General features: G+C 68.6%; 24 protein-coding genes and 3 pseudogenes. 19 read left to right on the forward strand and 8 right to left on the reverse strand.

Going from position 1 to position 23,273, the window contains the following annotated elements:
- Positions 1 to 139: 139 nt before the first annotated feature.
- Entirely contained in the window at positions 140 to 1,708 is a 1,569-nt protein-coding gene (locus FXF75_RS13305; RefSeq protein ID WP_163522357.1) for a SagB/ThcOx family dehydrogenase, read from the reverse strand.
- 89 nt (positions 1,709 to 1,797) lie between these two features.
- On the opposite strand from FXF75_RS13305, the gene FXF75_RS13310 reads away from it, so the two are divergent.
- A complete protein-coding gene (locus tag FXF75_RS13310) occupies positions 1,798 to 2,595 on the forward strand; it encodes a DUF7001 family protein (protein ID WP_163522358.1) in 798 nt (265 codons plus the stop codon).
- Positions 2,596 to 2,859: 264 nt separating this feature from the next.
- Here the strand turns inward: FXF75_RS13310 and FXF75_RS13315 are convergent, their stop codons facing one another.
- The gene (locus FXF75_RS13315; RefSeq protein ID WP_163522359.1) at positions 2,860 to 3,537 is read right to left on the reverse strand and encodes a class I SAM-dependent methyltransferase; all 678 of its coding nucleotides are present in this window, start codon (positions 3,535 to 3,537) and stop codon (positions 2,860 to 2,862) included.
- A gap of 1,097 nt (positions 3,538 to 4,634) precedes the next feature.
- Between FXF75_RS13315 and FXF75_RS22695 the strand changes: the two are divergent.
- The 3 genes and pseudogenes from FXF75_RS22695 to FXF75_RS13335 all read left to right on the forward strand — a co-directional run bounded on the left by FXF75_RS22695 (position 4,635) and on the right by FXF75_RS13335 (position 6,926).
- Positions 4,635 to 6,196 (forward strand): annotated as a pseudogene (locus tag FXF75_RS22695) (methyl-accepting chemotaxis protein).
- A 109-nt stretch (positions 6,197 to 6,305) separates the two neighbouring features.
- Positions 6,306 to 6,548, forward strand: a complete 243-nt coding sequence (locus FXF75_RS13330) for a PRC-barrel domain containing protein (RefSeq protein ID WP_163522362.1) — start codon at positions 6,306 to 6,308, stop codon at positions 6,546 to 6,548.
- A 129-nt stretch (positions 6,549 to 6,677) separates the two neighbouring features.
- Entirely contained in the window at positions 6,678 to 6,926 is a 249-nt protein-coding gene (locus FXF75_RS13335) for a PRC-barrel domain containing protein (RefSeq protein WP_163522363.1), read from the forward strand.
- A 35-nt stretch (positions 6,927 to 6,961) separates the two neighbouring features.
- On the opposite strand, the gene FXF75_RS13340 is transcribed toward FXF75_RS13335, so the two are convergent.
- The 3 genes from FXF75_RS13340 to FXF75_RS13350 are packed head-to-tail and all read right to left on the reverse strand — an operon-like array spanning position 6,962 to position 9,260.
- Complete coding sequence (locus FXF75_RS13340) at positions 6,962 to 7,861, reverse strand: thiamine-phosphate synthase family protein (protein ID WP_163522364.1); 900 nt, start codon at positions 7,859 to 7,861, stop codon at positions 6,962 to 6,964.
- Positions 7,858 to 8,493 (reverse strand): dCTP deaminase, encoded by a 636-nt coding sequence (gene dcd / locus FXF75_RS13345; RefSeq protein ID WP_163522365.1) that lies wholly within the window; start codon positions 8,491 to 8,493, stop codon positions 7,858 to 7,860. Before dcd ends, FXF75_RS13340 begins: the two co-directional genes overlap by 4 nt.
- A 41-nt stretch (positions 8,494 to 8,534) precedes the next feature.
- Positions 8,535 to 9,260: a Yip1 family protein gene (locus FXF75_RS13350; protein WP_163522366.1), complete on the reverse strand. Its 726-nt coding sequence runs from the start codon at positions 9,258 to 9,260 to the stop codon at positions 8,535 to 8,537.
- A gap of 101 nt (positions 9,261 to 9,361) precedes the next feature.
- On the opposite strand from FXF75_RS13350, the gene pth2 reads away from it, so the two are divergent.
- From pth2 to FXF75_RS13420, 15 genes and pseudogenes are all read left to right on the forward strand, one after another.
- Entirely contained in the window at positions 9,362 to 9,700 is a 339-nt protein-coding gene (pth2, locus tag FXF75_RS13355; RefSeq protein ID WP_163522367.1) for a peptidyl-tRNA hydrolase Pth2, read from the forward strand.
- A 340-nt stretch (positions 9,701 to 10,040) separates the two neighbouring features.
- Positions 10,041 to 11,378, forward strand: coding sequence for a tRNA pseudouridine(13) synthase TruD (truD, locus tag FXF75_RS13360; protein ID WP_163522368.1), 1,338 nt, complete (start codon positions 10,041 to 10,043; stop codon positions 11,376 to 11,378).
- A gap of 86 nt (positions 11,379 to 11,464) precedes the next feature.
- Positions 11,465 to 11,812: a zinc ribbon domain-containing protein gene (locus FXF75_RS13365; RefSeq protein ID WP_163522369.1), complete on the forward strand. Its 348-nt coding sequence runs from the start codon at positions 11,465 to 11,467 to the stop codon at positions 11,810 to 11,812.
- 152 nt (positions 11,813 to 11,964) lie between these two features.
- Positions 11,965 to 13,086, forward strand: coding sequence for a biotin synthase BioB (gene bioB, locus FXF75_RS13370; RefSeq protein WP_163522370.1), 1,122 nt, complete (start codon positions 11,965 to 11,967; stop codon positions 13,084 to 13,086).
- A 3-nt stretch (positions 13,087 to 13,089) separates the two neighbouring features.
- The gene (locus FXF75_RS13375) at positions 13,090 to 14,142 is read left to right on the forward strand and encodes a transcriptional regulator (protein ID WP_163522371.1); all 1,053 of its coding nucleotides are present in this window, start codon (positions 13,090 to 13,092) and stop codon (positions 14,140 to 14,142) included.
- Positions 14,143 to 14,144: 2 nt separating this feature from the next.
- Positions 14,145 to 15,371 (forward strand): 8-amino-7-oxononanoate synthase, encoded by a 1,227-nt coding sequence (locus FXF75_RS13380; RefSeq protein WP_163522372.1) that lies wholly within the window; start codon positions 14,145 to 14,147, stop codon positions 15,369 to 15,371.
- The gene (gene bioD, locus FXF75_RS13385; RefSeq protein ID WP_163522373.1) at positions 15,368 to 16,048 is read left to right on the forward strand and encodes a dethiobiotin synthase; all 681 of its coding nucleotides are present in this window, start codon (positions 15,368 to 15,370) and stop codon (positions 16,046 to 16,048) included. The genes FXF75_RS13380 and bioD overlap by 4 nt, the downstream gene beginning before the upstream one ends.
- A 79-nt stretch (positions 16,049 to 16,127) precedes the next feature.
- A pseudogene (locus FXF75_RS13390) lies at positions 16,128 to 16,859 on the forward strand (DUF2103 domain-containing protein).
- Between the two features lie 203 nt (positions 16,860 to 17,062).
- Complete coding sequence (locus tag FXF75_RS22155; protein ID WP_205427558.1) at positions 17,063 to 17,233, forward strand: hypothetical protein; 171 nt, start codon at positions 17,063 to 17,065, stop codon at positions 17,231 to 17,233.
- Positions 17,234 to 17,308: 75 nt separating this feature from the next.
- The gene (locus tag FXF75_RS13395) at positions 17,309 to 17,590 is read left to right on the forward strand and encodes a 50S ribosomal protein L37ae (RefSeq protein WP_163522374.1); all 282 of its coding nucleotides are present in this window, start codon (positions 17,309 to 17,311) and stop codon (positions 17,588 to 17,590) included.
- Positions 17,587 to 17,721 (forward strand): DNA-directed RNA polymerase subunit P, encoded by a 135-nt coding sequence (locus tag FXF75_RS13400; protein ID WP_135827932.1) that lies wholly within the window; start codon positions 17,587 to 17,589, stop codon positions 17,719 to 17,721. The genes FXF75_RS13395 and FXF75_RS13400 overlap by 4 nt, the downstream gene beginning before the upstream one ends.
- An 18-nt stretch (positions 17,722 to 17,739) precedes the next feature.
- A complete protein-coding gene (locus tag FXF75_RS13405) occupies positions 17,740 to 18,051 on the forward strand; it encodes a KEOPS complex subunit Pcc1 (RefSeq protein ID WP_163522375.1) in 312 nt (103 codons plus the stop codon).
- A gap of 151 nt (positions 18,052 to 18,202) precedes the next feature.
- Positions 18,203 to 18,598: a prefoldin subunit beta gene (locus FXF75_RS13410; RefSeq protein ID WP_163522376.1), complete on the forward strand. Its 396-nt coding sequence runs from the start codon at positions 18,203 to 18,205 to the stop codon at positions 18,596 to 18,598.
- Entirely contained in the window at positions 18,599 to 18,841 is a 243-nt protein-coding gene (locus FXF75_RS13415) for a DUF3194 domain-containing protein (protein WP_163522377.1), read from the forward strand.
- Between the two features lie 331 nt (positions 18,842 to 19,172).
- Entirely contained in the window at positions 19,173 to 20,102 is a 930-nt protein-coding gene (locus FXF75_RS13420) for a diacylglycerol kinase family protein (RefSeq protein WP_163522378.1), read from the forward strand.
- Between the two features lie 11 nt (positions 20,103 to 20,113).
- On the opposite strand, the pseudogene FXF75_RS13425 reads toward FXF75_RS13420, so the two are convergent.
- The 3 genes and pseudogenes from FXF75_RS13425 to FXF75_RS13435 form a co-directional block, all read right to left on the reverse strand.
- Positions 20,114 to 22,047: pseudogene (locus FXF75_RS13425) on the reverse strand (DUF2070 family protein).
- Between the two features lie 115 nt (positions 22,048 to 22,162).
- On the reverse strand, positions 22,163 to 22,489 hold the full coding sequence (locus tag FXF75_RS13430; protein WP_163522379.1) for a putative quinol monooxygenase: 327 nt from the start codon (positions 22,487 to 22,489) through the stop codon (positions 22,163 to 22,165).
- 78 nt (positions 22,490 to 22,567) lie between these two features.
- Positions 22,568 to 23,116 (reverse strand): GMP synthase subunit A, encoded by a 549-nt coding sequence (locus tag FXF75_RS13435; protein WP_163522380.1) that lies wholly within the window; start codon positions 23,114 to 23,116, stop codon positions 22,568 to 22,570.
- Between the last annotated feature and the right edge of the window lie 157 nt (positions 23,117 to 23,273).

Genomic DNA, 23,273 nt, shown 5'->3' on the forward strand with positions numbered 1-23,273 from the left:
GGTTTCCCCGCTCGTTTTACTCGCTTCGGGAACCCTCCTCGTGAAATCGGGAAAACCTCCCGGACGCTCGCTTCGCTCGCGTCCGTGAACCGCGCGCCGACGGCGCGCGGACGCTGCGATTAGAGGCGAAACGCCCGCATCAGTCCCCGGCCACGCCCAGCACGAACAGCGTCGTCGAGGTCTGGCTCTCGGCGCGCGGCGAGAGGAACTCGGTCACCTCGTCGTCGAAGAACGTCAGGCCCGTGCCGCCGAGCGGACGGTGGGCGTAGGTCGCCAGATAGAACCGGCCGAGTACGACGCCCGCCTCCAGTTGCGCCAGACGGTAGCCCCGGTCTCCCGCTTTCTCGACCACCGCATCGACGTCCGTCATGCAATAGACGTTGACGTGGGCGTCGCCGGCCCACTCCTGACCGAGCGCCAGACGGGTCTGGTCCCGACTCGTCGCGTCGCCCAGTCGCTCCAGCGCCCCCTCGTCGGGGTGGAACTGGTAGCTCCCGTCCGGCACGTCCTCGACGTCGGTCGCGAGAACGTACACGTCGTTGAACCGGAGACTCGACGCGTCGCCCGCGTTCCAGTCGCCCGGAACCCCCCGCGTCGCCCGGTCGAGGACGGTCCCGAGCTTTCGCCTGCTCAGCGGTTCGTCGGCGAACTCCCGGCAGGAGCGACGGCGTCGGATGGCGTTCCACAGCGGCCGCGCCACCTCCGTCTCGTAATCGACCGGGTCGAGCGGGACGCGCTCGCCGTCGCCCGGCGAGACGCTGCCGACCGGACCGGCCTCGCGAACGCGGTCGCGCCACGCCGTCGCCGACTCACCGTCCGAGAGGGTGCTCTCCGCCCACGCCTCGTGCGGGAGGTCGTGCGAGCGGTCGTGGTCGGGGTGCGAAACGGTCTCGGGTTCGACGGGGTCGACTGCCGGCGATTCGCTCGCGGACGAGTCGCCGACCGACGCGCCCCGCCCGACCGAGACGAGTTCGAGCGGGGCTTCGGTCTCGGGGGCGACGCCGAGCAGGTCGGCGACAGAACGGTCGTCGAACCCCGTCACGACCGACGCGGGCAGGTCGAAGGCGTGGGCGGTCCCGAGCAGGTTGGCGAGAACGGTCCCCGAGTCCCAGAACGCGTGACGGTAGGTTCGCTCGCGGTACTTCCACGCGTTGCGCCACCACTCGGAGGTGACCGCGACGGTGACCGGCGCGTCCCCGACGCCGGCGCCGGGACCGGCCGCGTCCGCGAGCGCTCCCCGGTAGTCCCCTTCGCGCAACACGTCCAGCGAGAACGTCTTGGGGTCGAAGTGGTAGACGCCGGCGTCGAGACCGTCGAGGTCGGCGCAGACGACGTAGGCGTCGGCGTGGTGGAGATTGCCGGTACAGGACGCCGTCCGGTAGTACATCGGGTGGGCGACCTCGTCGGCCGGATGGGCGCTCTCGGCTTTGATGCCCGCGGCGTAGTAACACAGCGACGCCACGGTTACGGCGTCTACCGGGTCACGTACGGTCTGGTCGGTCCCGTCGAGCGGGTCGGCGTCGGTCTCTGCGACGACCGACAGCGCCGGGAGGACGGGCGCGCGGACTCCCGGAAGCGACTCGCCCGGTCGGTCGCGGAAGGATTTGAAGGGCCGGGGCATCGTCTCGAAGTCGAGTTCCAAGTCCGGGTTCGGGAAGTCGCTCGTGGCGTGTTTCGTGCGTTCGTGGTACTCGGGAGCGCGGACCATGTGACGTCAGTTACTTCCAATCGACACTTAGGGGTTGCCGTGGTTCGGGGAACCGCAACATGTTTCTCCCGGTGGTACAACCCACGAATATGGCCGAGACGGTGACTGTCTACCGCGCGCCTACCGCCGTCGCGGACGCCGACGCAATCGCCAGTTGGCTCCGCGACCGACTCCCCGGAGGTGACGACGGCGACCCCGAAGTTCGAGTCCGCGACCGCTTTCTGGACGTCCACCGGAACGAAGGCGACGCCGACTCCGAGACCCTCGCCGAGCGGTTCGCCGACGCGCGAGTCCTCTCGCCGCACGAGCGCGAGACCGGCAACACGATGCTGGGCATCGTTCGGTACGAGGAGCGGGCGCTCGACCACCCCGAGCGCGAGGGCGGCGTCCTCTACGACGGCGTGGCGGTCCAGCGCGCGCTGAACGACGCGATTCCCGAGGACGAGCGTCCCCTCGACCACCTCCACGTCGCCCTGCTCGACCGCGCGGTCGGCACGTGGGGCGACCACGACGGCCGGTGGCACAAGCGCGTGAACGTCCTCGGACAACCCGCGCTCGTCTCGGTGCCGGGTCTGTACGAAGCGCCCGCCAAGCCAGAGGAGTACTACGAGGAGAAGCAGAAACACGCGCTGGTCTCGGGCGACACCCCGCCGCGCGAAGTGCTGGAGAACGAGGTCGAGGGCGAGTTTCTGGTCGAGGACGACCCGCGGACGACCGAGGCGCTGAAGGGGTACGTGCTGCAGGCGGTCCACTGCTGGCGGACCGGCGAGACCTTCTGCGAGGAGTCAGGGTGCCGGCTCTCGAACCCCCACCGACAACCGGGCGTGGTCGAGGCGCAACTGCGGGACCCCGAGTTCTGCGACAAGCACGCCGAGCTGTACGGGTAATCGTCTGCCGTCACTCGCGCCAACCGACCGCAGCGAGTTCTCGCTGGCGAGCGTTCCGCATGCGGGCGCGGCCTCTGACAGACCGGCCTGTCTGATAGCGCCGGTTTACACCGGTGGCCGGCTAGCGTCGAACCGGCGGCGTCGTGACTCCGGCAGTCAGTATCCGTCGTCCGGGGCTGGTATCCCCGACCACTACCCCAAACTGGACTTCTCCTGCGGTGCGGAATCGGCGCGGTCGAATCCCAGAGAGACGGCGAGCGGCGGCTACCCGATTCTTCCGCCGGTAATTCGGACCACGCCGAGCGCGTGTTCGGTGTGTGTCGTCTCGTCGGCGCGCTCCCGGAGCGCCCGGCGGGCCGCCGCGACCCGTTCGTCGAGGACGGTCCACGGAGCGGCCTCGTACGCCTCGACGCCGCTGGGCGACGAGGCGACGACGAGTCCCCGAAACGCCCGGTTCACGGGCCACCCGAACCACCGCGACGTCTGGGCGGCGTCGAGCAACGCGAGGCGGCCGCCCGGCGCGAGCGAGTCAGCCCACCGGTTTACGGCCGCCTCGGGGTCGGCCAGCATCCCCACGACGAACGTGGCGAGGACGGCGTCGGGGTCCTCGCGGAACGCCACGTCGGTAGCGTCGGCGCGGACGCAGTGGACGTTCCGCCAACCCTCCCGCTCGATTCGGTCACGAGCGCGCGTGAGCATCCCCTGCGTGAAGTCCACGCCGACGACTCGGCCCTCGGGACCGACGCGCTCGCGGAGGTGCGGGAAGTTCGCGCCCGTGCCACACCCCATCTCGACCACGGTGTCGCCGGGGGCGAGCGCGAGCGCGTCCGCGGCCCGGGCGCGGAGTCGCCCGAGTCCGGGCGTCGCGCGTGCGAGCAAGTCGTAGAAGTCGGCCCACCGCCCGTAGAATTGCTGCGCCGCGGTCGTCGCGTCTGTCGCCATAGCCACGCCCTACCACCTCCGGCGACAAAACGACTGAGGTCCGGACCCGCGCCGCACGACCGTGTACCGAGATGAACGAACACCGCCCCGATTGGCACATAACTCCCGATACGTAGCGTTAATCCCCGATATTATAGATACATTTAACTATATTCCCTATATAAACTCAGGTTTTAATACTCTCTGTGAGACACGTCCGCTCGATGAGAGATACCGACGGGTGGTTCCGGCGCGCCGACGCGGCAGACGTCGTTCCCGACTGGGTACGGAAACGACACGCCCGCAAGTTCTTCGTCGGCGCGCTGGTGGTCATGCTGGTAACCGGGACCGTCGGTGCGCTCGGTTACGTGACCACCCAGCAGCGACTGGAGTCGCAGGTCCAGCGCCAACTCACCTCGACCGCGGAGTTACAGGCCGACGGACTCGACGGATGGATAGACGGGCTAGAGCGACAGACCAAGACGCTCTCGCAGGCCAAGCAGTTCCAGAACGGCGACGTGGACGAGATAGGACTCTACCTGCTGGGCCAGCAGAACTCGCTGAGCGAGGCGGTCGTCGCAGTCCACTACGTGGAAGCGCGGTCGGGCGACGTGCTGGCGAGTACGTCCCGCGACGTGGTCGGGCGGAACATGAGCGACCTCGGAGCGACGTGGGACGCCGAGACCATCGACGCAGAGACGAATCACCCCTCGGCCGTCCACGTCACCAACGACTCGTACGCGAGTCCCGTCTCCGGGGAGCGAACTATCGCGTTCGTGAGTTCGCCGCCGAAGAACACCGAACACGCCGTGGTCGTCGTCGCGAGTCTGACCGAGCGGGCGGGAGACTTCCACCAGACCATCGACGGCGGCGAGACGCTAGTCGTGGACGGGACCGGTGAAACGGTTCTCGACAGCGGTCAGAACGGCACGCAGGGCGACTTCGACGAGACCGCCATCGCCGCGAACGCCACCGCCGAGGGGGCCGGACTGACGACCGCCGGAACGTCGGTCGTCGGGTACGCCCCGGTCGATGAAACCGACTGGGTCGTGTTGACTCACGTCCCGACCGCGACCGCCTACGCCATGCGCGACAGCGTCGGAACGACGCTGCTCGCGATGGTACTGGCGACCCTCGCGGTACTGGGCGTCGCCGCGGTCGGGTTCGGGCGAACCCAGACTCGGACGCTCCAAGACCTCACCGAGACGGCCGAGCAGATGCAGCGGGGCAACCTCGACGCCGACCTCCGGACCGACCGAATCGACGAGTTCGGCCGACTCTACGACGCCTTCGGCGCGATGCAGAACTCGCTCCGCGAACAGATAGACAGCGCAGAGACCGCCCGGAGCGAGGCCGAGCGCGCCAGAGACGAGGCAGAGCGGGCCAAGCGAGAAGTCGACGCCGAGCGTCGGGAGGCCGAGCGCCTCCGCGACCACCTCGAAACGACGGCCGCGGAGTACGGCGACGCGATGGCCGCGTGCGCCGACGGCGACCTGACCCGCCGGTTGGACGAGGACGCCGAAAGCGACGCGCTGGCCGAGGTCGCCCGGGCGTTCAACGCGATGCTCGACGAGTGGGAGACCACTCTGCGGTCGGTGCGGACGTTCGGCGAGACGGTCGCCGACGAGAGCGAACTCGTGGACGAGACAGTCGCGGACGTGACCGAGACCAGCGCCGACGTGAGCGAGTCGGTCCAGCGGATATCCGAGGGCGCGTCCGACCAGCGCGACCACCTCCGGTCGGTGGTCGGCGAGATGAACGACCTGACGGCGACGGTCGAGCGAGTATCGACCGCCGCCGACGACGCCGCCGACCGGGCCGACCGCGTGGCCCGCGACAGCGAGGACGGCCGCGAGTCGGCCGCCGCCGCGATGCGGGAACTCGCCGAAATCGAGACCCAGACCGAGCGAACCGTCGCGGCGGTCGAACAGTTGAACGACCTCGTGGCCGACATCGAGAACGTGACCCGGCTCATCACCGACATCGCCGACCAGACCAACCTGCTCGCGCTCAACGCCTCCATCGAGGCCGCCGCGCGGGCGAGGCCGGAGACGGCTTCGCGGTGGTCGCCGAGGAGGTGAAGGAACTGGCCGAACAGACCCGGGACGCGACCGGAGACATCGAGTCGGCCATCGACCGCGTGCGCGACCAGACCGACGACGCCGTCGCAGACATCCGCGAGACCCGCCGGAAGGTGTCCGAGGGAACCGAGACCGTCGCCGACGCGGTCGAGGCCTTCGAGGCGGTCGCCGACGGCGTGGCCGAGACGAACGCTGACATTCAGGAGGTGAGCGCCGCGACGGAACGACAGGCAGAGTCCGCCCGGGAAGTCGTCTCGATGGTGGAAGAGGTGGCGGCCATCGGCGAGGAGACGACCGCAGAGACCCAGACCGTCGCGGCCGCGGCCGAGGAGCAGACCGCGGCGCTCGCCGACGCCGCCGACAGCGTGACCGCGCTCGCCGACCGCGCCGACGAACTGAACGCCGTCCTCGACTCGTTCGACGTCGAGACCGCGGCGAGGACCAGCGACAGGGGCGAAACCGAATCGGACGGGGACGCGACCGAACTCGCGTTACCCGACGCCGACGACGCCGGAAGGGACGGCGACCGCGACCCGGACGCGGATTCGGAGGCGGACCGAGATTCCGAGGCGGACGACGGACTCACGCACTCGACCTGACTCGGGCGACCGTCACGGTCGGGCCACCCTATCGGTCGGGCGGCCGTATCGGTCGCTCGCGTCTGTCGGCCGGTGGCATGAAGGACCGCGACGCCGTACCGCCGTCGTCATGACAGTCGCGCTCACCGAGGACGAGGTGGACAAGCGGGTCGTGGACCGCGACGGGACGGAGGTGGGGACGGTCGTGGACGTACAGCACGGCGCGGCACACGTCACCGCCGACGAGGAGACCGTCGAAGAGATGCAGACCCGCCTCCCGCAGGGTAGCATCGACGAGAACACCTACGCGGTCCACGACGAGAGCGTCGCCGAGATTACCGACGAGGAAATCGTGCTGGACGTCTCGGAGTGAGGCCGGGGGCAGGACTCCCGAGGTAGTGTCGGGCCGTCGTTCTCGGAGTCCCTACAACCGCAGTTCGCCACCTCGGTCGTCCCGTCCGGGGGCCGCAGTCGTCTTCACCGAGTACGTCGAACTCACCGTATGGAGTTCACCGAAGACGACGAAGGCGCGTCCGTGTTCGACGCCGACCGCGAGAAGATAGGCGTCGTCACCGAAGTCCGGGACGGCACCGCCTACGTCGAACCCGAACCCAGTCTGACCGAGGAACTGAAGGCCAAGCTCGACTGGGGGAGCCACGAGGCCGACGAGGACGCCTACCCGCTCCGCGCCGACTGGATAGACGAGGTAGACGACAACGAGATTCTGCTGCGGACTCGGCCGCAAGGGTAAGCGAGAACGGGATTTTCGAGCGGTCGGTCCGCGACTCAGAGCAGACTCCGGGCCATCTCCGCGACCGCCTCGGCGTCGTCGCCGAGCAGGTAGACGATGGGTTCGATGCCGTAGCCGCCGGTGTGGTAGAGGACGGTCGCGTCCGGGTTGTCGCGGAGGGCCGCGCCGACCACCGCGTCCAAATCGTCGTACTCGGCGTCGAATTCGGCCGCCTCGTGACCGTCCGCTTCGAGCGCCGCGACGATGTCCGGGTCGTAGCGGACGTTGAGCGCCGCGCGGACGTCGCTGCCGTTCCGGCGGGCCGCGAGCAGCAGCGAGGCGACGTGTTCGCTCACGCCGAACTCGGGTTCCGACGGGACGGTGGTCTGGCCCTTCACGTCGAAGATGCGGCCGGGGACGCCCGCCACGTCGTCGATGCCGTCGGCGTCGGGCGTGCACTCACAGAGGTTCGACCCGACCGCCGGGATGAGCGACGCGAACCCGCTGGCGCTCTCGACGATGGTCAGGCCCCGGCGGAGCGACGACCGGACGCGCTCGGTCACCCGGAGTTCGCCCTCCGGGTCGTGAACGTCGAAGTCGCCGCCGTGGCCCGCGAGTTCGGGCATCTGGGCCTCGTGAATCTCCGCGACGAGGTCCCGCTTCTCGAGTCGCCGAATCAGAATCTCGATTTCGACCAGCGCCTCGACACGACTCATCGTGTCCTCGGCCAGTCCCTCGCCGACCCGGGAGACGAGGTTCCGGACGCGCTCGTCCGCGAGGATGCGCTCGTTGCGCTCGACCTCGCCGTTGGCGTACTTCGACACCGCGCTCTGACTGATGCCGAGCAGGTCCGCGACCTCGCTCTGGGTCAGCCCTCGGTCGCGCAGGTCCTCGGCCAGCATCGACCGGACGGTGGGGAGAAACTCCTCGACCACTATCTCCTCCGCGAACCTCATCGGCGTTCACCCGCCCTCTCGCCGTCGCCCCGCTGGTCGTCGGTTCGCTGGTCGCCGCCGAACTCCTCGTCGCCGCCAATCTTCGAGGCCTGCGGTCCCGACTGGTCCTGATACTTCGACCCGCGGTCGGCCCCGTACGGGCGGTCCGACGCGCTCTTGAGTTCGGTGAAGATGAGTTGCGAGATGCGAGTCCCGGGCGTGAGCGCCACCGGGGCGGTGCCCAGATTCGAGAGTTCGAGGGTTATCTGGCCGCAGTACCCCGGGTCCACGACGCCCGCGGTGGCGTGGATGACGACCGCGAGACGGCCGAACGACGACCGCCCCTCGACGTGGGCCAGCAGGTCCGGCGGAATCTCGACGCGCTCGCGCGTCGTCCCCAGCACGAAGTCGCCCGGGTGGAGGATGAACTCGTCGCCCTCGTCCACGTGGGTCTCGGTGACGTACTCCGAGACCTCCTGTTCGCTGTCCGGGTGGATGCAGGGGATGTTGGTGCGTTGGAACTCCAAGAACTCGCGGCCGAGTCGCAGGTCCACGCTCGCGGGTTGAATCTGGAGGTCGGGGTCGTCCAGCGGTTCGACCACGAGGTCGCCAGCCTCCATTCGGTCGAGGATGTCGGCGTCCGAGAGTATCATACTCGGGAGTTAGACCCGAGGTGCCTAAATGAACCGGTCTGTTAGAACACGCTCAGCAGGAACCCGACGAGCGCGACGCCGCCGCCCGCGACCGCCGCTTCGCCGGTCGAGATGTCGTGGACGCGTTTCAGTCCGAACGTCCAGACGTACCCCTGCCAACACGCCCCGGCCAGCGAGAGGACCGCGGTGTCGCCCCGCACGCGCTGGCTCAACGACTGTATCTGGGACGCCAACACTTCGGGGTTCGACGCCGCGAGGTCGATGCCGCCGAGCGCGGCGTACATGAAGCCGAACCCGACGACCGCCTGCACCGCGCTCGGCAGCATGCCCCACCCGGCGACCGCGAGGGTGTCGAGGAACGACCCCTCTCCGTCCACCAGCGCGGAGACGACGTGGAGACCGAGCGCGACCAGCGGCCACCCGAGGAGGACGCCGACGAACACCAGCGGGAGGCGCTCGGTGAACGCGCTCCACAGCAGGTCGCCGACCACCACGGTCTTCTGCTTCGGTTCGTCGCAGCCTTGCTGCACCATCTCCTCGGCCTCGCTACCCGCCTCGTTCTCGCAGACCCAGTCGGGCGGGCGCTCCTCGTTTGGTATCTCGGTCGTGGCGGTGAGTCGCTGTGCGAGCGTCCACCCGAACGCGCCGACGACCGCCGTGGAGACCAGCGCGACGACGAGAACGACCGCCGCCGCGCGAGCGAGGTTCAGATTCGGCGCGCGCTCGGCGAAGAACGCGTCCGGACGGAAGAGCGGAGTGGGGACCATACGAGAACCCCCAAAGCACGGCGTGATATTTCTGTCGCTACGGTGTCGTTTTCCGGGCGGGAGTAGCCACCGATTTATTCCCGCGGGCCGTCCGTGGAGCCATGAAGCAGACCATCGTCGCCCGCGCCGACCTCGGCATGGGCCAGGGGAAACTCGCCGCGCAGGTCGCCCACGCCTCGCTGTCGGCCTACGAGGACACCGGGACGAAGACTCGAAAGCGATGGAAGGGTGAGGGCCAGAAGAAGGTCGTCGTGAAGGGGAACGGCGAGGACGAACTCTTCGAACTCGCCGAGAAGGCCCGGGCGGAGGGCCTGCCCCACGCCGTCGTCCGCGACGCGGGCCACACCCAACTCGACCCCGGCACGGTCACGGCGCTGGCGGTCGGCCCGGCCGACGACGACCTCGTGGACAAGGTGACCGGTCACCTCTCGCTGTACTGAGTTTTCGTCGCAGAACGCGCTTCACCTCCCGACCACCGGTAGCGCGACGACGACGCAAACCACCGGTAGTGCGCTGGCAGATTACTCACTGTGGGTCGGATAAAGGGGCCGCGCGCTCGCGGCCGAAGGCCGTGGTCGTCCGGCCGACCCCTATCCGAGACGAACCGAAGGTGAGTCGAGGATATGTCGGCCAGCGACCGCGAGCGCGCGGGGGCTTTCGGAGCGTTCGTCTCGGTGGTCGCAGTCGTCGCTTCGCCGACTGGAGATTCGTTTCCGGATTCAGCTCCGACCCATCGCAGGAAGTCAGATACAAGCGACCCGGCCACCAACTCCGACACGAATGCGCGAGGCGTACCCAGTCGAGCGGGCGGTCGGCATCGAACACTTCGTCAGCGACAGTGACGGCATCGGCGGCCGCCTCCGGGCGTCGCCCGAGGACTTCCGGGTTCGGGAGGTCGAGCGGTTCGACACCGAACCGGCAGACGCCGACCCCGCGGCGTACCCCCACCTCGTGGTCCGGGCGACCCTCCGGGAGTGGGACACCAACGACTTCGCCAAGCGCCTCTCGGACGCGCTGGGAATCAGCCGCGAGCGCGTCTCGTGGGCCGGAACTAAGGACAAGTACGCGGTCACGACCCAGTTGTTCACCCTCCGGAAGGTGGACCCGTCGGACCTCGCGGAGGTGTCCGTCTACGACGCCGACGTCGAGGTGCTGGGCCGGGCCGGACGCGGACTGGAGTTCGGCGACCTCGCAGGCAACGAGTTCGAAATCGCGGTCCGGGACGCCGAGAACCCCGGCAACGCCGAGCGGGTGCGCGACGAACTAGTCGAGTGGTCGGGGAGTCCCCTCGGCGTCCCGAACTTCTTCGGTCAGCAGCGGTTCGGCAGTCGGCGGCCCGTCACCCACGACGTGGGTCTCCACGTCGTCCGCGGCGAGTGGGAGGAGGCGGTCCGGGCATACGTCGCCAACCCCTACGAGACCGAACCCGAGGGGAGCCAACGCGCCCGCCGGGAGGCCGCCGACGCCTTCGAGGAGCGCGACTGGCAGGCCGCACTCGACGCCGTCCCCCCGCGACTCGGCTTCGAGCGCGCGATGGCCAACCAGTTGGTCGAGTCGGGCGGTGACCGGCCCGAGGACTTCCGGGCGGCGCTCGAAGCCGTGCCCTCGAACCTCCAGCGCCTGTTCGTCAACGCCGCCCAGTCGTACGCCTTCAACCGCATCCTGAGCGAGCGACTGGAGCGAGGGCTTCCGTTCGACCGGCCGGTCGCGGGCGACGTGGCCTGTTTCGCCGAGGAGGTGGACGGCGTGACCCTACCGGACCCCGACCGCGAACAGCGGGTGACCGAGCGCCGCGTCGAGACGGTCACCCGCCACTGCGAGCGCGGCCGGGCGTTCGTGACCGCCCCGCTCGTGGGGACCGAGACCGAACTCGCGGACGGGGAACCCGGCGAAATCGAGCGCGAGGTGCTGGACGAGTTGGACCTCGAACCGGGCGACTTCGACCTGCCGGGGGAGTTCCACTCGACCGGGACGCGGCGGGCGATTCTGGTCCGGACCGACCTCGAAATCGACCGCGAGGACGAGGAAGCGGTGGGCTTCGACTTCACGCTCCCGAAGGGGTCGTACGCCACGGTGGTGCTTCGGGAGTTCATGAAGAACGACCCCGCCGAGGAGTAGCGGAGCGGGTTTCCGACACGAGACGGCGACTCTCCGTCGGCCGAGGCCTCAAACCATATCCCCGAAGCAGTCGTACCCGGTTCGAGATGAGTTACGCCAACAGGAGCGAGCGCCTCCAGCGCCAAATCGACGACGCCATCGCCGACGGGTGGCGAATCGAGTCCGAGACGCCCGAACGCGTCGTCCTCGTCAAGCGCAACGTCGGGAGCCTGAGCGTCCACCTGATTCTGGCAATCCTGACAGGATGGTGGTCGTTCGGTCTCGTCAACCTCGTCTACGGCGGGTACAAGTATCTGAACGACTCCCGGAGGCGGGTCCTCCGCGAGGGCACGGCCTGTCCCGAGTGCGGCGCGTCGGTCGCGCCGGACGCGAGTTACTGTCAGAACTGCGGTACCGAACTCCCCGCGACGAGCATCGAATCCACGACCACGTGAAGCGTCGATTCGGGACGGATAACCGTGTCAGCGTTCGGGTGGACGATTGACCGACGAGCGGACGGCCGCCGATTCTCACGTATCCCTCAATCCTCGAACCGTTCTCTCGGTTTTCCAAACTACTATACGACTCGTAAACTCAACGTTTTGACGTGGTTGACAAGACGGGTAATCCGACTATCGACGACGCTGTCGCCAGAGTCCTCGACGGTGAGCGCCTCGACAGGCGGGACGCGCTCGCCCTGATAGCGCAACCCGTCGAGGCGCTCGCGCCCGCCGCGGACTACGTGCGGGCACAGTACGGCGACGACACGGTAGACGCCTGTAGCATCGTGAACGCCAAAGCGGGTAGCTGCGCGGAAGACTGCGGATTCTGCGCCCAGTCGGTCCACTTCGACACCGGCATCGACAACTACGGCTTTCTCGACCCGAAGGAGATACTGAAGGCCGCCAAGCGGGCCGAGCGCGACGGCGCTCAACGGTTCGGCATCGTCGTCGCCGAGAAGGGCGTCAGCAAGGAGAAGCGCCCCGACGAGTGGGCGGAGGTCCTCAGGGCGATTCGGCTCGTCCGGGACGAGACCGACGTCGCGGTCGACGCGAGCCTCGGCATCTTGACCCCCGAAGAGGCCGAAATTCTCGCCGCGGAGGGTATCAACCATTACAATCACAACATCGAGACCTCGCCGGACTACTTCCCCGAAGTCGTCTCCACTCACGACTTCGAGGACCGAGTGAAGACGCTCGAACGCGCGAAGGCGGCCGGGATGGACCTCTGTGCCGGCGTCATCCTCGGGATGGGCGAGGCTCCGACCGACAGGGTGGACGCCGCGCTCGCGCTCCGGGACGTCGGCGTCTCGTCGCTCCCGGTGAACGTCCTCAACCCGGTCGAGGGGACGCCGCTCGGCGAGGACGGGACAGCCGACATCTCGACGACGGAGATTCTGAAGACCATCGCGGTGTATCGGTTGCTCCACCCCGAGGCGCGGGTCCGCCTCACCGGCGGCCGGGAGGTGAACCTCGACGCCGACGAACAGCACCTCCCCTTCGAGGCGGGTGCCGACGGGATGCTCACCGGCGACTACCTCACCACCGAGGGCCAGTCGCCCGGCGAGGACATCGAAGTAGTCGAACGCGCGGGGATGCGCCCGAACATGGACGAGAACGAGTTCGACCCCGAGGCGGTCAAGGCCAGAGCCGACGACGGAGCGGCCGTCGAAACTGCAGCGGGGTCCGCGACCAGCACCGCCAGCGAATCGAACGCCACCGACGACTGAACGATGACGAACGACATCAACTTCGCGGTACTCGGAACGGGCGGTATCGGCAGACGAACGCTCGAAGTCAGCACTTACAAGGACGGTCTCACGCCGGTCGCGGCCTGCGACCGCCACGGGGTCGCCATCGACCGCGACGGTCTCGACGTCGAGGAACTGCTCGACGCCACGGAAGGCAACGTCGCGGGCGACGGAACCGGGGACACTCGTACCGACGGCGGAACGACCGTCAAACAACGTGGCGAGAACGCGGGCGTCGCCGCCTCCTCGCAGGGCGAACCAACCTCGACGCCCATCGACGACGTCGTCGCTCTCGGCGAGGAAATCGACGCAGTGCTGATAGCACTCCCGAACCTCGAACACGACTTCGTCCCGCGCGTGGCCGAGCGGTTCGCCGACGCCGACTACGAGGGCGTGCTGATAGACGTGCTGAAGCGCTCGCGGGTCATCGGCGAACTGGAGAGCCGCGAGGACGCGTTCGCGGACTCGGGCATCACCTTCGTCTGCGGCGCGGGCGCGACTCCCGGCTTCCTCACCGGGGCGGCCGCACTCGCCGCCCAGTCGTTCGTGGCGGTCGAGGCGGTCGAAATCCGGTGGGGCGTCGGTCTCAAGTCGGGCTACGAGGACAATCGCGGGACGGTCCGAGAGGACATCGCCCACCTCGACGGCTACGACATGGAGACCGCCCGCGAGATGAGCGAGGAGGAAATCGAGGCGGTCGTCGAGGAGCACGACGGCGTCATCGAGTTCGAGGACATGGAACACGCAGACGACGTACTGCTCGAACGCGCGGGCATCTGCGACGCCGAGGACGTGACCGTCGGCGGCGTCCTCGACGTTCGCAACGACGAGAAGCCGACGACGACGACCGTCCGGGTGACCGGCCGAACGTTCGACGGCGAGCGCGGGACCAACACCTTCGAACTCGACGACGCGACCAGCATGGCCGCGAACGTCAACGGTCCCGCTCTCGGGTACCTGAAAGCCGCGATTCGGCGCAACCGCGCGGGGGAGTACGGCGTCTTCGGCCCGGCCGAACTGATGCCGGGATTCTAGCGATGTCGGACCGAGAGGCGACACCCGACAGAGGGTTCGACCCCGAGACGGTCCTCGCCGACCGCGAGGCGCGAGGACTCCGACGGCACCGCCGTCCCGCGGAGGAAGTCGCGGCCCGAACCCGGTTCGCCCCGGACCCGAAGGGCGACCGGCCGCGGTTCGGTCGCGAGCGACTCGTGTTCGCCGCGAACGACTACCTCGGACTCGCCGACGACTCACGGGTCGAGCGCGCGGCCTCGGCGGCCGCGCGCGAAGTGGGGACCGGCGCGGGCGCGAGCCGACTCGTCACGGGCGACACTCGCCTCCACCGGGCGCTCGAACGCGACATCGCCGAGACCAAACGCACCGAGCGCGCGCTCGTCTTCTCGTCGGGCTACGCCGCGAACGTCGGGACCATCGGCGCGCTCGCACCCGACGTGGTCTTCTCCGACGAACTGAACCACGCCAGCATCGTGGACGGCTGTCGGCTCTCCGGGACCGAGACCGTCGTGTACGACCACTGCGACGCCGACGCGCTCGCGACCGTGATGGCCGAGCGCGCCCGCGAGACCGACCCGACCGCGGACGAGCGCTGGCTGGTCGTGACCGACAGCGTGTTCAGCATGGACGGAACGGTCGCGCCCCTCGGCGCGGTCTGCGACGTCGCCGAACGCCACGGCGCGTGGGTCATGGTGGACGAGGCCCACGCGACCGGCCTCCACGAGGACGGTGGCGGCGTCGTCCAGCGCGAGGGTCTCTCGGACAGGGTGGACGTCCAGATGGGAACGCTGTCGAAGGCGCTGGCCGCGCAGGGCGGGTACGTCGCGGGCGACGAGTCGCTCGTGGAGTTGCTCGTCAACGAGGCGCGGTCGTTCGTCTACTCCACGGGACTCGCGCCGCCGGCCGCCGGGGCCGCTCGTGAAGCCCTCCGCATCGCCCGGGAGGGCGACCTCCGCGAGTCGTTCTGGTCGAACGTCGAGTACCTCCGAGAGGGGCTGGAGTCGCTCGGGTTCGACGTCCTCGGCGATTCCCACGTTCTCCCGGTGTTGGTCGGCGACCGTGCCGACGCCGTGGCGCTGGCCGACGGACTCCGGGAACTGGGCGTGGTCGCTCCGGCTATCCGGCCGCCGACGGTCCCCGACGGTACGAGTCGGATTCGCGTCGCGCCGATGGCGACCCACACCGCCGACGACCTCGACGCGTGTCTCGACGCGTTCGAGGCCGAGGCGACTCGACTCGACCTGCCATGACCGCGCGACCGAACCTCGCGGTCGTCGGGACGGACACCGGCGTCGGCAAGACGGTCGTGACGGCCGCAGTGGTGGCGCGGCTCCGGGACCGGGGACTCGACGCGCGGGCCGTCAAACCGGCCCAGACCGGCTATCCGCCGGACGACGACGCCGGGTTCGTCGCCGAGGCGTGCGGCAGCGACGAGGCCGCCACCTGCCTCCGGCGACTCGAACCGCCGCTGGCTCCGGCGGTGGCGGCCGAGCAGTCCGGGGAGTCGCTGGACTACGCCGAACTGCGAGACGGCTGTCGGCGCGCGATGGCCCGGAGCGAGGTCGCCGTCGTCGAGGGAATCGGCGGTCTGCGGGTTCCGCTCGCGGACGGGCGGGAGGTCGCCGACCTCGTGGCGGACCTCGACGTTCCGGCGCTCGTCGTCGCTCGGTCCGGACTCGGGACGCTCAACCACACGGCGCTGACCGTGACGGCGCTTCGGCGGCGCGGGGTCGCGGTGTCGGGCGTCGTCCTCAACGAGTTCGAGGGGGCGACGACCGCCGAGCGGACGAATCCGGCGGTCGTCGCCGAGATGACCGACGCGAACGTCGGGACGGTACCGCCGGTCGCGTTCGACCGGCCGACGACGGCGGTCTCCGCGGTCGAATCGGAACTGCCCGGGTCGGTACTCCCCGACGAGTTGGCCTGACGGACGACCAGCGCCGGGCGACACTCGACTGCCGGACGAAAGCACGGAGATTAAACCCGCACCCGAGTTAGGTCCGACCATGGAGTGTCGGCACTGCGGGTCCGCCATCGAACGACCGGGCGACTACTGTCTGGTCTGTCGGACGCCGAACGCCGACGCCGTGGTGCTGGAACTCGCTCGCGACCGCGCGACGCTGACGATGCTCGACGACGAGGAGGTCGTCGGCGAGACCCACGTGACGACCACGCCGGAGGACGGCGGCGAGGAGGGCGTGGTCGAACTCCGCAACTTCGCGGGCCGGGTCGCCGACGAGGTCCGGCGCAAGCGCCCCGAGGAGGTGTACGCCGCGGGCGACCGGGACGTCCTCCGGGCGACCCGCGACCAACTCCACTACTCGTTCTATCGCGTGAGCAACGGGACCGACGACGACGAGAGTCCCGTCGAGACCGTCCTCGCGCGCGGGGCGACCGCGCGCTGGAGGTCGTCGAGACCGCCCCGGCCGAGAAGTTAGGGGGGAGTCACTCGACGCTCATCGGCAATCGGGCGGGCCGGACCGCCATCCAGACCGTCGCGGGCCACCCGCACGTCAAGAAGATAATCCCCGGTCCCATCGACGCGGGCGGGTCGCAGTCGAACCGGCGTGCGCGCGAAGGCGACCCGCGCCGACGAGAACGGTAACGTCCGCCTGCTCCTGCGGGACGGTTCGTCCGTGCAGGAGAACCGAGTCGTCACCACCGCGATGGACCGCGAGCGCGGCGAGCAGGTGCGGGCGGACCTCAACGACGCGCTCGCCGAGGCCGACCTGCAGTAGGCCGACGGTGCCTGCCACCGGCCGAAACCGGGCTTGCAGGAGGCCGACGCCGACACGGAACCCATCGGGCAATCGACCGCGGCCGGTGATTTTGTCCCGTAGTTCGTCGTTCCGAGTCTCGGGTCCGACCAGCCACGCGACTCGACGGAGGCCGATTGGAAGCCCCAAGCTTCTTGGGGTTCGTAATTATATCTAATTACACAATGGTCAGCCACTACGACGCGGTCCTCGCGCTGATACCGCTGCTCTCCGGGGGAGGGCTTCTGGTGGGCCAACTCACGGGGCTACCGGGCGCTATCGCCGGGTTGGTGGCCTCGCTCGCGGTCATCGGTCACGAACTGTTCAACCCGCCGTTGCGCGACGGCGAGGAGTGACGGACGGTCGCGTGCTCGCGCGACCGGTCCGAACTCAAAGGCTTTATCAGCGCCCCGGAGTAAATTCGCAGTACTATGGCCGACCGAACCAAGAGTCGAACCGGCAGTGCCGGTCGATTCGGGGCGCGATACGGGCGTGTCGCCCGCAAGCGCGTCGCCGAGATTGAGAGCGACATGAACGACGACCACACCTGCCCCGAGTGCGGCACTGACGACGTGGACCGGCAGGGAACCGGAATCTGGCAGTGCGGCAAGTGCGGCTATAAGTACGCCGGCGGTACCTACCGCCCCGAGACGCCCGCCGGCCGCACGGTCAAACGCTCTATCCGGGCCGCCCTCGGCGAAGACGAAGAATGAGCTACAAGTGTTCGCGGTGTAAGCGCGACGTGGAACTCGACGAGTACGGCGGCGTTCGGTGTCCCTACTGCGGCCACCGCGTCCTCCTGAAAGAGCGGAGCCGCGACGTGAAGGAAGTCGGCGTGCGGTAACTGCCGTCTCACTATTCTATGGGCGACCCCATCGTCGGCAGGGACGACCGAACCCGAGACGCGACGCCGTCGAGCGACGGGTCTTCCCGACCGCACGACGCGACGCTCAGATTCGAGTACGAGTCGCCTGCGCGTGCCCGCGCGGTGGCCCGCGCAGTCGCGCAGGAGGTCGGCGAAATCGACGGCGACCGCTCGGCGGCGGCGGTCGAACGCGACGCCGAGTCGGTCGTCGTCCGCGTCGTCGCCGACGACCTCGTGGCGCTGCGCGCGGGGTGCAACACGTGGGGGTCGCTGGTCGAAGTCGCCGAGCGAACGTCCGGACTGGCGTAGGTCGAGTGTCGGCACTCGCGGCCGGAACTGCCGCCCGCGTTCGTAAGTCGTTGTCCCGTCTCCGTGGCCAGCGACGGCGCGACCGAACCGCGGCGAGACGGACGAGAACCGAAAGCGGGGGTTTTTCTGTCCGGGCCGCATCTCCGTAGGTATGCAGGGTAATCTGCCACCGGAAGCGCAGGAGAAGCTCGAAGAGCTGCAGGACCTTCAGGAGACCGCACAGCAGGTCGCCGTCCAGAAGAATCAGGCCGAGACGCAACTGACCGAGGCCCAGAACGCCCTCGACGAACTCGAGAACATCGACGAGGACACTACGATGTACCGAGAGGTCGGTGAACTGTTCGTCAAGACCGACTTCGACGAGGCCCAAGACGACCTCGAAGAGAAGGTCGACAGTCTCGAAATCCGCGTCGAGACGCTCGAGAAGCAGGAAGAGCGCGTTCAGGAGCAGTTCGAGAGCCTCCAGTCGGAGCTTCAGGACATGCTCGGTGGCGGCCCCGGCGGTCCGCAGGGCCCGGGCATGGGCGGCGGTCCCGGCGGCGCATAGATGCCGAGTGACGACGAAGTCGTCCAGACGGCCGCCGAAGCCGCCGAGGGTCTGATATTATCTCGACTCTCGAACTCGGCGGTCAAGGACCTCGACGTGACCGTCTCGTTCGAGGACGGTGTCCTCGACGTAGATGTGTACCTCAACGCGCCGGACGCGGCCGACGAGGAGAAAATCGCCGAGGACGCCGCACTCGCGGCCCGGTCGGCCGTGGACGAGTTGTTCGCCGAAGACGAGGACTGACTTCGTTCTCACCGACTCGTCGTTTTCATCAGTGAACCCTTCTCGATAGCGAGAGGTGCGACCACCGTCGATTATCGGTCGCCGCGTCAAACACCACAAGACATATCATCGGTGCCCGAATTGCGATGAAACACCGCGGGTAGGGGTACCTTGCGGTGTTCTTTCGACGCTAACTCGGGAGTCGAATCGCCCGGCAGGACCGCGTCGGGCGACCGACGAACGCGCGCGTCTCGGGCATCGCAAAACAGGGTGCTGGTCTCGGGCGGCGGCCGGCCGCTCCGCTCGCATCTCCGGCCCGGGGCATTTAGGCGACTGGCGCGTAGGTGAGGGTATGGTCCGCCAATCGGAGGACGGCCAGAGGGGGGCGCGCCGACTGATTCTGAACCCGACGAGCGGCGGTGGCACGGACGCCGAACGCGTCCGGCGACTCGCCGACGAGCGGGGGTTCTCGGTCGTGGAGACGGAACGCGCGGGCCACGGCACCGACCTCGCTGAGCAGGCCGCGGCCGACGGCGTCGAGGTACTCGCGGTCTGCGGCGGCGACGGTACCCTCCACGAGGTGGTGCAGGGACTGGTCCGGGCCGAGGCCCTCGACGCGGTGACGCTGTGCGTCGTCCCCGCGGGGACCGAGAACTTCTTCGCCGGAGACCTCGGCATCGAGTCGCTCGAAGCCGGGTTCGAGGTGGCCGACCGCGGCGAGACCCGGCGACTCGACATCGGCGTGGCTGGGGACGAACCGTTCGTGCTGTCGGCCATCGCGGGCCTGCCCGCCGACGCGAGCGCCGCGGCGACTCACGAGCGCAAGGACAGCCTCGGCCCGGTCGCGTTCCTCGTGTCGGGCATCGAGGAGGCGCTGGAGTTCGACGGTCTCCGGGCGGAGATAGACGTCGTCCGCGACGACGGAACCGAGACCGAGTGGTCGGGCGAGGCCGAGGCCATCCTCGTCGGGAACGTCCGGAAGTTCGCCGAGGAGGGTGGACAGGCCGACGCCGAGGACGGACTGCTGGAGGTGGCCGTCATCGAACAGCTACGCGCCAGCGAGGCGGTCGTCGAGTACCTCGAACAGCGCGTCCTCGAACGCGACACACCGCACGTCACGGAACTGCACGCCAGACGACTCGACTTCGAGAGCCTCGACGGGGAGCCTGTCAGCTTCAGTCTCGACGGCGAGATTCGTGAGTTCGAGCGCGTGACGCTCTCGGTTCGACCGGGCGCGCTCCGGGTGAAGGTCGGCGAGGGGTACGAGCCGAATCCGGAGTAGCGTCGCCGTCGCTACGACGCCGCGATGAAGAAGATGAGCAGACTGATGGCCATCGCCGCCATGACGACTGTCGCCGCCAGCGCCGCGCCCATCGAGATGACCGCGTTGGCGTGACTGGCGAGCGTCTCGGTCCGGTCGTTGCCGAACACCGTCACCTCCGCGCGCTCGCTGGCCATGCCCGCCTCGACCGATTCGAGGTCGTCGGCCGCCTCCCCGACGAGTCGTTCCACGACCGCGACGAGGTCGTCGGCGTCGATGGCCTCACCGACTTGGTTCGAGGCCTCGACCTGATTCACGATGTGGGTGTCGGTGGTCATCACCTCGGCCACGTCGATAGCGGGAATCGGCGCGCCGTCGGCGGCCACCGCGTCGTCCGGTGCGGCGTCGCCCGTCACCGACTCGCCGGTGAGTCTGCTCACGATGCGGTCGCGCAGGCCGGGTTGCATGTTGTTACCGTCCACGAGGACGTAGGCGGTGCGGTGGTCGCCGATTTCGAGGAGCGAGACCCGGACGCCGAGCGGACCGATGCCGTCGAGCGGTTCCCAGTCGGTCTCGTCCCACGCGACCCCCAGTCGGACGGGGGCCTGCTCGGCGTCGGCGAGTCGGTCGCCCGCCTCGCCCGCGGCCTGCATCATGTCGAACGAGCGCTCGCTGCCGGGGTAGACGTGGCCGAGGTCCGGTCCCTCCAGTCCGTTGTTGCAGTTGTGGGCGTCCACGAGCATCACGTCGTCCACGCCCGCAGACCGGGCCTCTGCCGCGGCCGAGAGACCGACCGCGTACTCCACGTCGTCGGCGAACTCCGGCGAGTAGGTCGCCACCAGCAGGGCGTCGTCGCCGAACGCCTGTCCGACTATCTTGGCGTCGCCCTCCTGAACGCGGACCGACGACGTCGCGGTGTCGTGGTACTCGATGTTGTCGAAGGCGTCGTTCGCGGTCTCGATGAGTTCGTCGACTCGCGCTCGGTGACGAGGTTGAAGTCGTGGCCCGCGGTGGCGTGGGGCGGGAAGGCGACGCCCTCGGCAGACTCGGCGACGCGCCGGGGGAGGTTGCCGCCGCCGATTTCGCCCATCGGACCGGGGTGAATCATCGGCAGGACGAACCGGGCCTTCTCCGACCCGTCCTCGCGGCGGAACGCGAGGACCGAGACGGGCACCACCGCCTCCTCGCCGATGTCCTCGAAGAACCCTTCGAGTTCGTTCGTTCCCTCCGCGATGTGGCCGATGAACCCGCGGATGAAGTCGAGGACGCTCACGCCCAGACTCCGCTTCCACGGTCGGTCGATGAACTGGACGAACGCCCAGACCGCGAACCCGTAGATGAGACACATCACCGCGAGCAGGGCGAAGTCCTGGGCCTCGATGACGTTCAGCGCCCGCGGCGCTTCCTCGACGCGGTTGAAGAACACCTCGACGACCGGGCCGCCGCCGACGTGGAGGTACTTCATCGTCCCGCTGTAGATGAAGAACAGCAGGGCGGCCGTGCCGGTCTGGAGGCTAGCGGGGACCGCGGCCACGAGGACCGACCGGCCCGAGACCGCCATCACGACCAGCAGGCGGAGCGCGAACACGGAGGCCAGACCGACGATGAGCGTGTCGAAGACGAACTGCTGGCCGAGGTTCGCCGACAGGGCGGCCACCGCTCCCGCGCCCGCCATGATGGCGACGATGATGCCCTCGCAGGTCAGCGCCAGCAGCGACGACCGGTTGTAGGTCAACTGACCGCCCAGACGGCGGTCGACCGGCGTCGTCAGCAGACTCGCCACGACGGTCGGCACTCCGATGAAGAACACGCCCTGCCACGCGTCCTCCAGCACGAATCCCGCGTCGAACGCGCCGACGCCCGCGATGGCGGCGATGAGGAGCGCGAACGTCACGCTAGCGTACCACCGCGGCGCGCGGAAGATGTACCGCGAGAGGCTAGCGAGGTCGCCCTGCGTCGCTGTCATACTCGGGGGTTTCGTCGCGGAAGGATAAAAGGTACTACTCCGGGCCGACGGGTGACGGCCGTCCGGTGGTTCGACTGCGTTCGTCCGGCAGTGTCCGGCCGTTCGCGTTCCGGACTCAGTCGGCGGCGCTCGCGTTCGGGTCGAACGCCTCGTCCACCGCGAACTGCGTGACGTCGAGGTCCTCGACGCCACCGTCGAGGAACTCCGGAAGCGCCTCGGCCCACTCGCGGTAGTGGTCGGTCCGCTGGTGGGCGTCGAGCGCCGCCTCGTCCTCGTACTGCTCGAAGAATCGCACCACGTTCGGGTCGGAGAGGTCCGTCGTCGCCGCGTAGTCGATGACGCCGTCCTCGGCCCGCGTGCGTTCGGCGAGGTCTCGAACGCGTTCGAGCGCCTCCTCCCGTCGGTCAGGGTCGATAGGGACGCTGGCGTGAACGACTATCATTGCTATTCGTGTCGCGTACGGTCGGAAAAAGTTTTACGTCGGCCGCCGGAGGCGGCACGGTAATCGGGACCCGACGAGTTACTCGCAGACGGCGCGGAAGTTCTCGAACACTTCCTCGCCCTCCTCGGTGTGGGCCACCTCGGGGTGCCACTGGACGCCGTAGCGGTCCCGGTCGGCGTCGGCCATCGCTTCGACGCCGCACACGTCGCTGGTCGCGGTTCTGGTGAATCCGTCCGGGACTTCCTTGACCTCGTCGGCGTGACTGGCCCAGACGCGGGTCTCGGGCGCGAGCGACCCGACGAGCGGGTCGTCGTCGGACAGAATCTCGACCGTCACGTCGGCGTAGCCGCCGTACTCGCCCTCGCCGACCCGACCGTCCAGTTCGTCGGCGATTATCTGCATGCCGAGACAGATACCCAGAATCGGCACGTCGAGTTCGAGATAGTCGGCGCAGTTGCCGATGTCGTCGATGTCCGGACCGCCCGAGAGGACGAGTCCGTCGGCGTCGATTTCCTCCGGCGGTGTCGTGTTGTCGATGATTTCGGTCTCGACGCCCATGTCGCGCAGTGCTCGGTGTTCGAGGTGCGTGAACTGCCCGTGGTTGTCCACCACGACGATACGAGTCATTGACGAATCGTAGTTAACAGCCCTACTAAAGGAGTTCGAAGACGCGAAGTCTTCCGGCGGGTGCCGACCGATGCTCTCCAAACGGACAGATACGTTCTCAAATATACGCTCCGGGACCTTTATTCTACCAGTCAGTTATTCGGTTCCTAATTATTTA

The sequence above is a fragment of the Halorussus sp. MSC15.2 genome (assembly GCF_010747475.1).
Taxonomy (GTDB): Archaea; Halobacteriota; Halobacteria; order Halobacteriales; family Haladaptataceae; genus Halorussus.

Coding starts and splice junctions, on each gene's coding strand:
- FXF75_RS13305 (WP_163522357.1), bottom strand. CDS start 1,708: ATGGTCCGCGCTCCCGAGTACCACGAACGCACGAAACACGCCACGAGC.
- FXF75_RS13310 (WP_163522358.1), top strand. CDS start 1,798: ATGGCCGAGACGGTGACTGTCTACCGCGCGCCTACCGCCGTCGCGGAC.
- FXF75_RS13315 (WP_163522359.1), bottom strand. CDS start 3,537: ATGGCGACAGACGCGACGACCGCGGCGCAGCAATTCTACGGGCGGTGG.
- FXF75_RS13330 (WP_163522362.1), top strand. CDS start 6,306: ATGACAGTCGCGCTCACCGAGGACGAGGTGGACAAGCGGGTCGTGGAC.
- FXF75_RS13335 (WP_163522363.1), top strand. CDS start 6,678: ATGGAGTTCACCGAAGACGACGAAGGCGCGTCCGTGTTCGACGCCGAC.
- FXF75_RS13340 (WP_163522364.1), bottom strand. CDS start 7,861: ATGAGGTTCGCGGAGGAGATAGTGGTCGAGGAGTTTCTCCCCACCGTC.
- dcd (WP_163522365.1), bottom strand. CDS start 8,493: ATGATACTCTCGGACGCCGACATCCTCGACCGAATGGAGGCTGGCGAC.
- FXF75_RS13350 (WP_163522366.1), bottom strand. CDS start 9,260: ATGGTCCCCACTCCGCTCTTCCGTCCGGACGCGTTCTTCGCCGAGCGC.
- pth2 (WP_163522367.1), top strand. CDS start 9,362: ATGAAGCAGACCATCGTCGCCCGCGCCGACCTCGGCATGGGCCAGGGG.
- truD (WP_163522368.1), top strand. CDS start 10,041: ATGCGCGAGGCGTACCCAGTCGAGCGGGCGGTCGGCATCGAACACTTC.
- FXF75_RS13365 (WP_163522369.1), top strand. CDS start 11,465: ATGAGTTACGCCAACAGGAGCGAGCGCCTCCAGCGCCAAATCGACGAC.
- FXF75_RS13375 (WP_163522371.1), top strand. CDS start 13,090: ATGACGAACGACATCAACTTCGCGGTACTCGGAACGGGCGGTATCGGC.
- FXF75_RS13380 (WP_163522372.1), top strand. CDS start 14,145: ATGTCGGACCGAGAGGCGACACCCGACAGAGGGTTCGACCCCGAGACG.
- bioD (WP_163522373.1), top strand. CDS start 15,368: ATGACCGCGCGACCGAACCTCGCGGTCGTCGGGACGGACACCGGCGTC.
- FXF75_RS22155 (WP_205427558.1), top strand. CDS start 17,063: ATGGTCAGCCACTACGACGCGGTCCTCGCGCTGATACCGCTGCTCTCC.
- FXF75_RS13395 (WP_163522374.1), top strand. CDS start 17,309: ATGGCCGACCGAACCAAGAGTCGAACCGGCAGTGCCGGTCGATTCGGG.
- FXF75_RS13400 (WP_135827932.1), top strand. CDS start 17,587: ATGAGCTACAAGTGTTCGCGGTGTAAGCGCGACGTGGAACTCGACGAG.
- FXF75_RS13405 (WP_163522375.1), top strand. CDS start 17,740: ATGGGCGACCCCATCGTCGGCAGGGACGACCGAACCCGAGACGCGACG.
- FXF75_RS13410 (WP_163522376.1), top strand. CDS start 18,203: ATGCAGGGTAATCTGCCACCGGAAGCGCAGGAGAAGCTCGAAGAGCTG.
- FXF75_RS13415 (WP_163522377.1), top strand. CDS start 18,599: ATGCCGAGTGACGACGAAGTCGTCCAGACGGCCGCCGAAGCCGCCGAG.
- FXF75_RS13420 (WP_163522378.1), top strand. CDS start 19,173: ATGGTCCGCCAATCGGAGGACGGCCAGAGGGGGGCGCGCCGACTGATT.
- FXF75_RS13430 (WP_163522379.1), bottom strand. CDS start 22,489: ATGATAGTCGTTCACGCCAGCGTCCCTATCGACCCTGACCGACGGGAG.
- FXF75_RS13435 (WP_163522380.1), bottom strand. CDS start 23,116: ATGACTCGTATCGTCGTGGTGGACAACCACGGGCAGTTCACGCACCTC.